Origin of the sequence: Streptomyces sp. NPDC091371 (assembly GCF_040684275.1) — a bacterium.
Lineage (GTDB): Bacteria > Actinomycetota > Actinomycetes > Streptomycetales > Streptomycetaceae > Streptomyces.
On record NZ_JBFBFP010000003.1, the window covers coordinates 154,843 to 166,880 of the forward strand.

At 72.4% G+C, this 12,038-nt stretch carries 12 protein-coding genes, 1 tRNA gene, 1 pseudogene and 1 riboswitch; of the genes and pseudogenes, 8 read left to right on the forward strand and 6 right to left on the reverse strand.

Annotated elements, in window-relative coordinates; translation table 11 throughout:
* Positions 1–41: 41 nt before the first annotated feature.
* The gene (locus tag AB0O21_RS05930; RefSeq protein ID WP_365166710.1) at positions 42–1,013 is read left to right on the forward strand and encodes an SMI1/KNR4 family protein; all 972 of its coding nucleotides are present in this window, start codon (positions 42–44) and stop codon (positions 1,011–1,013) included.
* On the opposite strand, the gene AB0O21_RS05935 is transcribed toward AB0O21_RS05930, so the two are convergent.
* On the reverse strand, positions 989–1,894 hold the full coding sequence (locus tag AB0O21_RS05935) for a hypothetical protein (RefSeq protein WP_365166712.1): 906 nt from the start codon (positions 1,892–1,894) through the stop codon (positions 989–991). The genes AB0O21_RS05930 and AB0O21_RS05935 overlap by 25 nt on opposite strands.
* A gap of 115 nt (positions 1,895–2,009) precedes the next feature.
* On the opposite strand from AB0O21_RS05935, the gene AB0O21_RS05940 reads away from it, so the two are divergent.
* Together AB0O21_RS05940 and AB0O21_RS05945 are read left to right on the forward strand one after the other, a co-directional pair.
* A complete protein-coding gene (locus tag AB0O21_RS05940; protein WP_365166714.1) occupies positions 2,010–3,641 on the forward strand; it encodes a N,N-dimethylformamidase beta subunit family domain-containing protein in 1,632 nt (543 codons plus the stop codon).
* Positions 3,642–3,783: 142 nt separating this feature from the next.
* The gene (locus AB0O21_RS05945) at positions 3,784–4,182 is read left to right on the forward strand and encodes a VOC family protein (protein ID WP_365166717.1); all 399 of its coding nucleotides are present in this window, start codon (positions 3,784–3,786) and stop codon (positions 4,180–4,182) included.
* Here AB0O21_RS05945 and AB0O21_RS05950 read toward each other — a convergent pair.
* The 3 genes and pseudogenes from AB0O21_RS05950 to AB0O21_RS05960 form a co-directional block, all read right to left on the reverse strand.
* Positions 4,142–4,963: an ABC transporter ATP-binding protein gene (locus AB0O21_RS05950; protein ID WP_365166719.1), complete on the reverse strand. Its 822-nt coding sequence runs from the start codon at positions 4,961–4,963 to the stop codon at positions 4,142–4,144. The two genes, AB0O21_RS05945 and AB0O21_RS05950, sit on opposite strands and share 41 nt — an antisense overlap.
* Positions 4,960–5,795: pseudogene (locus AB0O21_RS05955) on the reverse strand (iron ABC transporter permease). Before AB0O21_RS05955 ends, AB0O21_RS05950 begins: the two are co-directional and overlap by 4 nt.
* A complete protein-coding gene (locus AB0O21_RS05960) occupies positions 5,792–6,781 on the reverse strand; it encodes an ABC transporter substrate-binding protein (RefSeq protein ID WP_365166721.1) in 990 nt (329 codons plus the stop codon). Before AB0O21_RS05960 ends, AB0O21_RS05955 begins: the two are co-directional and overlap by 4 nt.
* A gap of 65 nt (positions 6,782–6,846) precedes the next feature.
* Positions 6,847–6,927, reverse strand: a riboswitch (cobalamin riboswitch).
* Positions 6,928–7,035: 108 nt separating this feature from the next.
* Between AB0O21_RS05960 and AB0O21_RS05965 the strand changes: the two genes are divergently transcribed.
* Entirely contained in the window at positions 7,036–7,629 is a 594-nt protein-coding gene (locus AB0O21_RS05965; RefSeq protein ID WP_365166723.1) for a GNAT family N-acetyltransferase, read from the forward strand.
* Between the two features lie 102 nt (positions 7,630–7,731).
* A complete protein-coding gene (locus tag AB0O21_RS05970) occupies positions 7,732–7,896 on the forward strand; it encodes a hypothetical protein (protein ID WP_365166725.1) in 165 nt (54 codons plus the stop codon).
* 77 nt (positions 7,897–7,973) lie between these two features.
* Here AB0O21_RS05970 and AB0O21_RS05975 read toward each other — a convergent pair whose 3' ends face one another.
* Positions 7,974–8,189, reverse strand: coding sequence for a hypothetical protein (locus AB0O21_RS05975; RefSeq protein WP_365166727.1), 216 nt, complete (start codon positions 8,187–8,189; stop codon positions 7,974–7,976).
* A gap of 417 nt (positions 8,190–8,606) precedes the next feature.
* Between AB0O21_RS05975 and AB0O21_RS05980 the strand changes: the two genes are divergently transcribed.
* On the forward strand, positions 8,607–9,734 hold the full coding sequence (locus AB0O21_RS05980; RefSeq protein WP_365166729.1) for a hypothetical protein: 1,128 nt from the start codon (positions 8,607–8,609) through the stop codon (positions 9,732–9,734).
* Between the two features lie 66 nt (positions 9,735–9,800).
* On the opposite strand, the gene AB0O21_RS05985 is transcribed toward AB0O21_RS05980, so the two are convergent.
* Positions 9,801–9,874: transfer RNA gene (locus AB0O21_RS05985), tRNA-Trp, on the reverse strand.
* 126 nt (positions 9,875–10,000) lie between these two features.
* On the opposite strand from AB0O21_RS05985, the gene AB0O21_RS05990 reads away from it, so the two are divergent.
* Complete coding sequence (locus tag AB0O21_RS05990; RefSeq protein WP_365166731.1) at positions 10,001–10,546, forward strand: hypothetical protein; 546 nt, start codon at positions 10,001–10,003, stop codon at positions 10,544–10,546.
* A 107-nt stretch (positions 10,547–10,653) separates the two neighbouring features.
* Complete coding sequence (locus AB0O21_RS05995) at positions 10,654–11,976, forward strand: glycoside hydrolase family 18 protein (protein ID WP_365166733.1); 1,323 nt, start codon at positions 10,654–10,656, stop codon at positions 11,974–11,976.
* Positions 11,977–12,038 lie beyond the last annotated feature (62 nt).

The window sequence follows — 12,038 nt, forward strand, 5'->3', positions numbered from 1 at the left end:
CCCCCTGCACCGCTGTCAGCGGTGTCCGTTTCAATACCGCCATGGACGAACAACGAGAACTGCTCTCGGCTGTCTTCGGCATCGCGCGGCCGGGCCCTGGCGAGCTGACGTGTGACGAGGCGGGGCACCCGGCGGGGCACTCCTGCCTCACGCCCCCGGAGGAGTACGACCTCCCCACGCTCCAGGAGGTGCTGCGCGGGGGGCTCGGGCAGCCGCGCAATCTCGCCTCGGGCGGATTCGTCGATCCGACCGTCTCCCCGCGGACCGGGCTGCCGCTCCTGGCCCCGTTCGGCGACCGGCTCGTCGAGATGCGCGCGTGGGCGTACGGGGGCCGGTGGATCGGCTGCGGTACCGCCCGCTTCGGCGAGGAGGTACGGCCGGTGCTGCTGGTCGCCGAGCGGGAGGACCCGGCGGCGGAGCTGCACGAGGACGGCTCGCGGGTGGACGCGGCCGTCGCCGAGCGGGAGGACCCGGCGGCAGAGCTGCCCGAGGGCACCTCCTGGGTGGACGCGGTGGTCGCCGTCACCGGGTGGGACGCACGTCGTAGGCGTACGTTCGACTGGGCGGACGTCGAGGCCCGTCTCGGAACGGCGCTGCCCGGTGACTACAAGCAGCTCGTCGAGCTGTTCGGAGTGGGCGCGTTCGACGGCTTCCTCACGCTGTACCTGCCCGACGCGCGCTTCCCGGGCGAGGACATCGTGCGGGCGGCCGAGCGGGGGCGGGCGTACGGCGAGCTGTGGGAGCCGTACGAGGCGTACCCGGCCCCGGGCGGGCTGCTGGAGTGGGCGAGCAGCGAACAGGCCGACCAGTGCTTCTGGCTCACGGAGGGCCCGGACCCCGACCGGTGGCCGGTCATGGTGACGGAGGACGTCCCCGACTCGTGGCAGCGGTTCGACGGCACGACGGCCGAGTTCGTCTACCGCATGCTCACCGACCGGAGCCATCCCCTCGCCACTGCCCGCTACTTCGACACCCACTGGTTCCAGAGTTACGAGAGCGAGGGTCCCGAGTAGTCGTACTTCATGCCGATGCCCAGCGTGCTCTGGGACGGCAGGAGGCCGGTGGCCACGATGTCGAGGACCGGCGGGAGCAGCAGGTCGGCGAGCCGGGCCGCTTCCTCGCGGGTGAGCGCGGTCCACGGGGCCGAGGCGAGTTCGTCGGTCAGCTTCTCGACCGCGGTGCGCAGGGCCATCCCGGCGTCGGTGGCCGTGCCGTCCTCGGCGAGGAGGCTCCGGGCGACGAGTCGGCCGCGGGCGGAGTTCCACGCGTCGGCGGACCACTGGCGGCTCTCGAACACCTCGACCGGCGCCGCTCCGGCTCCGGCGTGCAGGACCAGGGACTCCGCCGGATCGAGGTGGTGGGCCTGGAGCGCGACGAGGTGGCCGTCCCCGCGGTGCTCGCGCAGGATCGTGGCCGCGTGCCACAGCACCGCGTGCGGGGCCTCGGGCCAGGGCAGGGCGGCGTTGGCGGCGGCCAGCGGGCGCCCGGCGGTGGCGGCGGCCTCGGCTGCGCGGCGGAGCAGCCCGGCCGCCTCGGCGAGGTCCGGGGATACGGTGCGCTCCCCGAACGCGGCCCGCAGGGCGCGGTCGGCGGCCGCCGCGCGGGCCTCGAGGACCCGGTCCGGCGGGGCGGCCCGCCAGGAGCCGTCCACGTACTGCCGGACCATGCCCGGGCTGAAGCTGTAGAAGAGGGCGCTCACGAGCCCGGCCTCCGCGGGGCCGAGCGGGGCGGCCCGGAAGGCGAAGTACATCGGCCACCGGTCGTCGGTGGGGTAGCCGAGGGCTCCGGCCTCCTCGTAGGACTCGGGCGCGAAGTAGACGAGTGCGTGGACGGGTTCGAGCAGCTGCCACAGCTGCCGGACCGTGCCCGGTTCATGTACGGCGTCGTACGTCATCTCACGTTCCCCCAGGGTCGGTTGGTGCGTCGGACTGCCGGGGGTAAGCGTAGGGCAGCAGGTGCCGGGCGGGTCGGCCGAAGCTTGGGCCCAAGCGTGACATAACGTGCCCTCCATGGATCAGGAGCACATAGCCGGGGTGGCCGGGGGCGGCGGCGACGGCGCGGACAGACGGCGGTTCCTCGCCTTGGCGTCGGGAGTGGCCACGGTGGCCGGGATCGGGGCCGTGTCCGGCTGCGCGGGCGGGGACGGTGGCGCCGAATTGCAGGGCGGGAAGCGGCCCGGCGGGTCCGGGGCTCCGAGCGGGAAGCCGTCGGCGGGCGGGCCGCGGGGATTCGACGTCAAGGCGGAGAACGCCCGCCCGGGCAACGCCGACTGGCCGGTGACCAAGGCCGGCGCGCCCCGCGCCATCGAGGGCTTCGCGGACAGGGTCAGTGTGCTGCCCGGGGAGTCCTTCGGGCTGTACGTGTCGACCACCGCGCCCCGGTTCACCGTCTCCGCCTACCGGATGGGCTGGTACGGCGGCGCCCGGGCGCGGCTGGTGTGGCGTTCCGAGGCGCTGCCGGGGACGCCGCAGCCCGAGCACACCGTGGACTCCGGGACGCGTATGGTCCGCACGCGCTGGGCCCGTACCGCCACGGTCGAGACCAAGGACTGGCCCGAGGGCTGCTACCTGCTGCGGCTCGACGCGCAGGGCGGCGAGGGCCAGCGCTTCGTCCCGGTGACGGTCCGGTCCGCCGCGACGGCCGGCCGTACGGTGGTGGTCAACGCCGTGGCGACCTGGCAGGCCTACAACCGGTGGGGCGGCTACGGCAGCTACGACGGCCCCAGCGGCGGCTACGCCTCGCGCTCGCTGTCGGTGACCTTCGACCGGCCGTACGACTATGACGACGGCGCGGGCCTGTTCCTTGTGTACGAGGCCCCGCTGATCGCGCTCGCCGAGCGGCTCGGCATCCCCCTCGCCTACGCGACCACCACCGACGTGGCGCGCGAGAAGCGGCTGCTGGAGGGCGCGGCGGCGGTGCTGTCGCTCGGGCACGACGAGTACTGGTCGCCGGAGCAGCGGGCGCACGTCACGGCCGCGCGCGACGCGGGCACCAACCTCGCGGTCCTCGGCGCGAACTGCTGCTACCGGAGGATCCGGCTCGAGGCCTCCGACCTCGGGCCGGACCGCACGGTGGTCTGCTACAAGTCCTCCTACGCCCAGGACCCGGCGGTCAAGCGGGGCCATCCGGCGACGGTCGACTTCCGGTCGGCGCCCGGCGCGGACCCGGAGAGCTCGCTCCTCGGCGTGATCTACGACGGCTACCCGGTGGACGCCCCGTACGTGGTGACGCACCCCGGCCACTGGCTCTTCGAGGGCACCGGCGCGAAGGCCGGGGACCGCTTCGAGCACCTGGTCGGCGTGGAGTACGACAAGGTGAACACCGGCTTTCCGACGCCCCGGCCGATCGAGATCCTGGCGCACTCCCCCGTGGTGTGCGACGGGCGCCCGAGCCACCAGGACACGGCGTACTACACGACGGCCGGCGGGGCGGGGGTCTTCGCGACCGGGACGATGCGGTGGGTGGAGGCCCTGGACGCGACGGGCGACGGCCGCGACGGGAGCAACCACGGCCTGGACGCGCGCTCCGGCGCGCTGACGACCCGGGTGACGGAGAACCTGCTGCGGGTCTTCGCGGCGGGCCCGGCCGGCCGGACGCACCCGGCGCAGGACAACGTCAAGGCGGTGTACGGGGGTTCGTGAGGTCCGGCGGACGGGATGCCCGGGTCCCGGTGGACTTCCCGCGGAGGGCGTGCTTAGGATCGTGATCACGGCATCGCGTGTCGGTCACCGACCGGGTGAGGCATGGAGGTGCCCGTGACGTGCCTTTCGGAGGCATTCACCCATGTCAGTCGAACTGAACCACACGATCATCCACTCCCGTGACAACCGGGAGTCCGCCGAATTCCTGGCGCACATCCTCGCCCTCGAGGTCGGAACGGAGTGGGGACCCTTCATCCCCGTCGCGACCGCGAACGGCGTCACCCTGGACTTCGCGACCATCCCGGCCGGGTCCATCACCCCGCAGCACTACGCGTTCCTCCTCTCCGAAGCCGAGTTCGACGCGGCGTTCGAGAAGATCCGGTCGGCGGGGGTCCCGTACTTCGCCGACCCGCACGGCAAGCACCCCGGCGAGATCAACCACAACGACGGGGGCCGCGGGGTCTACTTCACGGACCCGAGCGGGCACGGGATGGAGATCATCACGCGCCCGTACGGATATCAGGAGGACCCGGCCGAGTAGGGCCGGGAGCAGGGCCGAGCGGTAGGTAGACGATGTGGGGCGCGCCCGTGTCGGGATGGACCCCGATGCGGGCGCGGACCCCGTACACCTCGGCCAGCAGTTCCTCGGTGAGCACCTCGGCGGGCGGCCCGGAGGCCGTGACCCGGCCGCCGCGGAGCACGTACAGCCGGTCGCAGAAGGCGGCTGCGAGGTTGAGGTCGTGCAGGACGAGCAGGCTGGTGGCGGGCAGTCCCCGGACCAGGGTCAGGATCTCCAGCTGGTGGCGGATGTCCAGGTGGTTGGTCGGCTCGTCGAGGGCGAGCAGTCCCGGCTCCTGGACGAGGGCCCGGGCCACCAGGGCCCGCTGGCGTTCGCCGCCGGAGAGTTCGTCGAAGCGGCGGGCGGCGAGGCGGGCCGCGCCGACGGTCTCCAGGGCTTCGGCGATCCGGTGCGCGTCCTGCGGTCCGTCCTGTTCCCAGAACCGTTTGTGCGGGCTGCGCCCCATGGCGACGACCTCGCGGACGGTCAGCCCGAAGGTTCCGCTCGCGTCCTGCGGTACGACCGCCGTCCGCCGCGCGCGCTCCTTGACGGTGAGCGCGCCCGCGTCGGCGCCGTCCAGCAGCACCCGGCCGGAGGTGGGCCTCAACGTGCCGTAGACGCAGCGCAGCAGCGTGGTCTTGCCGCTGCCGTTGGGGCCGACCACGCCGACCGTCTCGCCGGGCAGGGCGGTGAGGTCGACGCGGTGCAGCAGCGTGTGCCCGTCGGTCTCGTACCGCAGGGCCTCGACCACGAGTTCCGTCATCCGGCGACCCCCTCCGTACGGCTGGAACGTCTCAGCATCCACAGGAAGAACGGGCCGCCGGCCAGCGCCGTGACCACCCCGACCGGGATCTCCTCGGGCGCGGCGGCGGTACGCGCGAGGAGGTCGGCCAGGGTCAGGAACACCGCGCCGCCGAGCGCGGCCACCGGCAGCAGCGCCCGGTGGCCGGCCCCCACGACCATCCGGGCGGCGTGCGGAACCATCAGGCCGACGAAGCCGATCGCACCGCTGTAGGCGACGAGCACGCCGATGACGAGGGAGGTCAGGACGAACACGGCGGCGCGGAACCGCCCGGTGTCCAGGCCCAGGGTGCGGGCGCCTTCCTCCCCGGCGAGCAGCAGGTCGAGCGGCCGGGCGAGGGCGACGAGCAGACCCGTGCCGAGCAGGAGCGCGGCGGCGGGCAGGGCGAGTTCGTCCCAGCGGGCGCCGCCGAGGCCGCCGAGGGTCCAGAAGAGGACGGAGCGCAGCTGGTCGGGGTGCGCGGCGAGCACGAGGACCAGGCGGCGGAGGCGCCGGAGGAGGCGCCGAGCAGGAAGGGGTCCGCGAGCCGGTTGCGTACGAGGGCTTGCAGCACGGTGCCCGCCACGGCGAGGCCGGCGCCGACGAGGGCCCCGAGGATGACCCGCGGCATCCGCACGTCCCACACGATGGCGGCGAAGGCTCCGGAGCGGTGCTCCCCGGACAGGCCGCCGAGCACGGTGTCGAGGACCCGGCCGGGTGCGATCCGTACGGGCCCCAGGGCCAGCCCGGCGACCGCCGACACGAGGAGGGCCGCGGCCAGGGCGCAGAGCACCGCGGCCGTACGGAGCCTCACGCGGTGTCGGGGTGCAGCTGGCGCCCCAGCGACTCGACCGCGTCGGCGACGCGCACGCCGAGCACGGCCGAGGACAGCGGCAGCACGACGAACCGGCGGTTCTTGACCGCGGGAACTCCGGCGAGCGCCGGGTCGTTCAACAGGCGCTGCTTCTTGGCTTCGACGGTGGTGCCGCCGTAGTCGTAGATGAGGACGACCTCGGGCCGCCGCTCGATGACCTTCTCCCACGACACGTCGCCGAAGGTGTCCTTGAGGTCGGCGAAGACGTTCGTGCCGCCGGAGAGGGTGACGATCTCGTTGCCTATGCCGCCGCCTCCGGAGGTGGAGGCCGTGGCGTCGCCGGAGTCGTAGACGAAGACGGCCGGGCGGGGCTTGTCCTTGACCCGGGTGGTCACGGCGTCGATGCGGCGCTGCTCGTCGGCGATGAGCTCGGCGCCGCGCTCGGGCACGCCGAAGATCCGGGCGACCTCGGTGATCTCGGTCTTGAGCTGGTCGAGGCGGACGGGACCGCTGGTGCAGTACTCCACGTTCAGCCGGGAGTTGATGCCGGACTTGGCGAGCCCCGCGCGGTCGCGGCCCTGCGCCTTGTCGAAGGCGCTGGAATAGCCGCCGTACACGAAGTCGGGGTCGGCGCCGAGCAGGGTCTCCTTGGAGGGGTACTCCTTCGCCAGCACCTTGACCGTGTCGTAGGCGGGCCGGTACGCGGGCAGCACGGCGTCGTCGAGGTAGGCGGAACCGACGATACGGTCCTGGAGGCCCAGGGCGAGCAGGAGTTCGGTGGCGTGCTGGTTCATGGTGACGGCGCGTCGGGGCGGGCCCTGGAAGGTGCTGGTCACCCCGCAGTTGGTGACGGTGTACGGGAACCCGGGCGCGGCGGCGGTGTCCTGGCCCCGGCCCCCCTCCCCCGGCGAACCGCCGCAGGCGGCCAGCGGCACCAGGAACACCAAGGGGACAACGGCGCGCAAAACGGCGCGGGAACGCGACATGGCGAGGCCTCTCCGGGGGATCCGCGTCCCCTGGTCGACGTGAAGGACGAGCAGAGGCGGTGCGTCAGTGTCTGACTCCCGGCCTCCCGCGCGGAGACGGCCGGTCACAGTGGCGGGACCGCACCGGAATCGCACCGGTTTCCTGTCCTGCACCGCCTGGGGTTCGGGGGCCAGTCTGCCAGACGTGTCCCCGGGCTCCGGCGGAGTCCGAAATCCCGTTGCCGGCGGCGGTGACCGGGGACGATCCTCCGCACATGGACCTTCCACCGCAGGTGATCGAACTGGGTGATGTGACGCTTCGCCGTTTCGACCGCGACGCGGACCTCCAGGAGTTGTGCCAGGTCATCGAGGAGTCGCTGGAGCACCTGCGCCCGTGGATGCCGTGGGTCGCGGGGCACGGCCCGGCCAGGACCGCCGAGTTCCTGGCCCGCCGCGAGGAGGCCTGGGAGCGCGGCCGGGAATTCACCTACGCGATCGTGCTGGGCGGGGCCGTCGTCGGCGCCTGCCAGCTGTTCCTGCGTGACGACGGCCCGGCCAACGGTCGCGAGCTCGGCTACTGGCTGCACCCGGCGGCCACCGGCCGCGGCCTGGCCACCCGGGCCGCGCGGGCCCTGGTCGACCAGGCCTTCCGCTTCCCCGGCGTCGACCACGTCGAGGTCGTCCACGACCCGGCCAACCGCGCCAGCGGCGCCGTCCCGTCCCGGCTCGGCTTCACCGCACTCAGCCGGACCGACACCGGCGAGTACCAGGTCTGGCGGCTGACCCGCGATCTCCTCCCCGACGAGGTCGAGGAGGAGCTGCGGGAGACGTTCCGCACGGTGGGTGAGGACCCGGCGTCGGACTCGTGAACGTTCTGCGCTACTCCTGGAACGATCCATTCCGCAGGGGTTGACGCAGGCATCTGCCGGGCGGATCGTAGGCGCCTCAGCCGAACGAACGCTGGAGGTTCCATGGCCGACGAGTACCGCACCAGAGTGATGACGCTGTCCGACGGCACCCCCCTCCGAACAGTCCTTGGGGGAGCCGACGCGGACCTGAGTGACGCCGAGATCCTCGAGCGGTACCCGCGCGTGGCCGAGATCCTGGCGCGTTGGGAGTGTGAAGAGGCCGGCTGACGCCGGCCGCCCGCCCCTCCCGGCTCCCCACGGGAGGGGCATCGCGCCCCTGCTCGACGGTCAGCCGCATCCCGCGGTCAGTCGCCGTCGCCCCATTCCTCCGGGCCGCCGCCCAGCCAGCGGATCGGCGGCCGGCCCTCGGCCGTCTCCAACCCCGCCGCCCGCAGCAGCTCCGTCACGCCGGTAAGGGAGTGCGCGATCCCGAGGGCCTGGTCCTCGGCATGCACGTGCGCCACTACGGCCCTGCCGCCGGCGACGACGGGATGTACAACGATGTAGACGCGGTCAGCCATACCTCCAGCCTGCGACGGGCCGGTCAGTCCAGCACACCGAGCCCCGTTTCGGGGCGGCCGGCTGATTATCGGACACAAGTTCGGTTTTACGTCCAGGCCGCGACCTCGTTGTCAGTGCCTGGGGCTAGCGTGAACACATCATCCGCGAGCAGATCTGACTTGCGGGGACGCTGCAGGGCTGCAGCCGCACGATCCTGCCCCACCGGACCCCCGCGGGGGACAGCGCCCGGCGGGGCGGGCTCTTACCTGCTGGTGGCAGGCCCGACCGAAAGCGTTCTCAGCTCAGTGGCAGAGCTTGCCAAGCTCTCTCCCAGGTAGAGCACCGCGCTGTGGACACGGGGTCCGTGCCGGCCGCTGGCGCAGTGGGGCGAGTTCGTCAGATCGACCGAGCCGGTACGCCCCCGGAAAATGGGCGGATTGGCCCCCTGGTTCGGTGAGGGTGTTTTCTGCGACGCCGCGAGCGTGTTCCGCTTCCCGCCGAGTTTCTCGGCATTCCCCCTCCTGCCCGGGGACGAGCGCACATCCGGTTTCGCGTGCGCCTACCGGCGGCTGATCACAGACGGGTTCGTCAGCACCCGGTTCGAGCTGGCCGTCGCGGGCGGAAGGTCGGGAAGACGGGGGCGGGCGAGGCTGCCCGGCCAGGACTTCGCCGCACTCCTGATCAACTGGCTCGGCCTACCCGTCGCCATCACGTCCCGTGGTGATGGCGACCACCGCAGCAGCTGTCATCTCGGACAGGCGGGAAAGCCGCTCACGGCGCACATGCTCCGGGCGACCACCAGATTCCCCACCTCCACCCCGGCGGTCGACCGTTCCTGGCTCCAGCCCGGCCGGCCGCTGCTGCTGGCCGACTACACGTCCAAGGAGGCCGAGTCGCCGCCGGACGCCAAGGTCGTGGACCTGCACCAGGACATCGGGGTGCGCCTGGCGCACTGCCGGGTGGGCTTCCGCGGAACCCTGGTCGGCGTCTGGCTGCTCGAACGGACGGGCCCGAGTCCCGACAAGGACGCCCTGCGCCGGCTCCGGATCCACCTGCTCCGCCTCCACACGGAATACGAGTGCGTGCGACTCGTACTCCGATTCCTCACCAGACAGGCGCAGGACGACAGCGACACCGCAGCAGGTGGCGGTTCGCAGCCGGTCTACATCGCGGACCGGATCGTGGTGGCGGGGAGAGGCGGGACCGTGAACGAATTCCACACCCGCGCAGGCGGGGACATACACGGCGTCATCGGCAGCGGAAACATCGTGACGAACAGTTTCAACCGGATAGACGGCTCGGACCTACCCGACGAAGCCAAGGCCTTGCTGAAGCAGCTCACGCAAGCCGTCGCACTGACGGCGACCAGGCTGCCCGCCGAAGAGGCCGAGCAGGTGAACAGGGACCTCACCGCCTTCCAGGACGAAGCCCTGTCCGGCACACCACGCAGGAACGTGCTCCAGGTCTTCGGCGATTCGCTCCAGAAGGCATCCGACTTCGTCGGCGACGTCGGCGCTCCGATCGCGAACCTCGTCACCGCAGTGATCGGCTTGATCGCGACCTAACGACCAAGACCCAGGCAGACTGGGTCCGACCTGGGCCTTCGACTCTCAAGCACCTGCTCGACGTTGCAGGGGCGGCAGGATTCGAACCTGCGACATCTGGTTTTGGAGACCAGCGCTCTGACCAGCTGAGCTACGCCCCTTCGGCGTGACCAACCATGGCACGGCCCGCTCCGCAGGTCCACCAGAATTCGCCGGATGTCCGCGTCCTGAGATGCCCGCACCGCCGCGGGTGGCGGGAGGCGGGGGCGGGGAGGATCGTGGAGAGGGTGATCCGCGGATCGGAAGGTGCCGCCACGCCCCGGGGCCGGGGCCGGGGCCACGCACCCCTCCGGCTGAGGGCGGCGCTCGCCTCGCTGGCGTTCACCGTCCCCGTGCTGCTCGGGGCGGGGCCCGGCGGTTCCGGGGAGACGATCCCGCTGGCCGGCCAGGAGCCGGGCGAGCGGCTCGACGTGACGCTGACGCAGGTGGTCGACCCGGCAAGCCCGGCAGGGCCCGCGGAGGCGGCGGCCACGAAGGTCGACGACCGGCTGGTCGCCGTCCGGTTCCGCCTGGAGAACACCGGAACCGCCGTCTACCAGGACTCCCCCGCCGCCTCAGCGCACCTGCTCGACACCGCGGGGCAGCGGTTCGCCGGGCTCAACACCGCCACGACCGCCGGGGCGTCCTTCCCCGACACCGTCACGCTCGACCCCGGCGGCACGGCGGAGGGCTTCGTGACCTTCGAGCTCCCGCGGGACGCCGGCCTGGCAGCGGTCCAGTTCGCGCTCAACGGCGGCCTCGCCGACGACGTCGGCCAGTGGAGCCTCTCCTAACGGTCCGCGCCGCCGCCCTCTTGACCCGCTCTGGTCCAGACCAATAGTTTCCGGCATGCACAGCGCACGCGCACACGCCTCTTTCCCCGCATCCGCAAAGGAAGCCCATGCGCCGCAGCATGCTCGGCAGGCTGGCCGTCGCCACCTGCTCCCTCTCCCTGCTGACCGCGCTCGCGCCCGCCGCCGCGCAGGCCGACGGCGGCCACGACCTCCCGTACAAGAAGGTCGGCTACTTCACCCAATGGGGCGTCTACGGACGGGACTTCCAGGTCCAGGACCTGGAGGCGAACGGCTCCGCCGGCAAGCTCACCCACATCAACTACGCCTTCGGCAACGTCAGCCCGCAGGGCAAGTGCTTCAGTGGGAACGTCCCCGGCGAGGCGGACGCCTGGGCCGACTACGTGCGCCCGCTCGACGCCGAGAACTCCGTCGACGGGGTGGCCGACACCTGGGAGCAGCCGCTCGCGGGCAACTTCAACCAGCTGCGCGAGCTCAAGGCCAAGCACCCCGGGCTCAAGGTGCTGATCTCGCTGGGCGGTTGGAGCTGGTCCACGCACTTCTCGGACGCCGCCCTCACCCCGGCCTCCCGCAAGGCCTTCGTCGAGTCCTGCATCGACCTGTACATCAAGGGCAACCTCCCGCAGGACGGCACCCGCGGTGGCGCGGGCGCCGCCGCGGGCGTGTTCGACGGGATCGACCTCGACTGGGAGTGGCCCGGCTCGGCCGGTGACGCCGACACGAAGTTCCGCCCGGAGGACAAGGAGAACTTCGCCGAACTCGTCAAGGAGTTCCGCACGCAGCTCGACGCGTACGCACGCGACCAGAAGCGGAAGGCGAAGTACGAGCTGACGGCCTTCGTCCCGGCCGCACCCGCCAAGATCGACGCGGGGTTCGACGTCCGCCGCATCATGCGCCACCTGGACTTCGTGACGCTCCAGGGCTACGACTTCCACGTCTCGGGCGAGCCGGTCACCGCCCAGCAGTCCGCGCTCTACGCCCGGGGCGACTTCAGCGTCGACGGCACGGTGGACGCCTGGCGGGAGCGCGGGGCGCCCGCGCACAAGCTGGTGGTGGGCATGCCGTTCTACGGCCAGGGCTGGACGGGCGTCAGTGGCGGCGGGGACGGCATGGGGCAGCCCGCGACCGGCCCGGCGCCGGCCACCTGGTCCGCCGGGTACGAGGACTACAAGGCGTTGAAGAAGCTGGCCGGTTCGGGGGCCTACCAGGTCTACCGGGACCGGCGCGGCGGCCACGCCTGGCTGTTCGACGGCACCACCCTGTGGACGTACGACGACCCGCAGGTGCTGCGCGCCAAGAGCGGCTACGTCCGCGAACGCGGGCTGGGCGGCGCGATGTTCTGGTCGCTGGACGCGGACACCGCCGACGGCGAGCTGATCACGGCCGTCGACCGGGGCCTGCGCAGCCGCTGACCGGCGCCGCCGGGCCGCGAAATTCGTTCCGGCCCGGCGGCGTCCTCCACGTACCCTCCGCG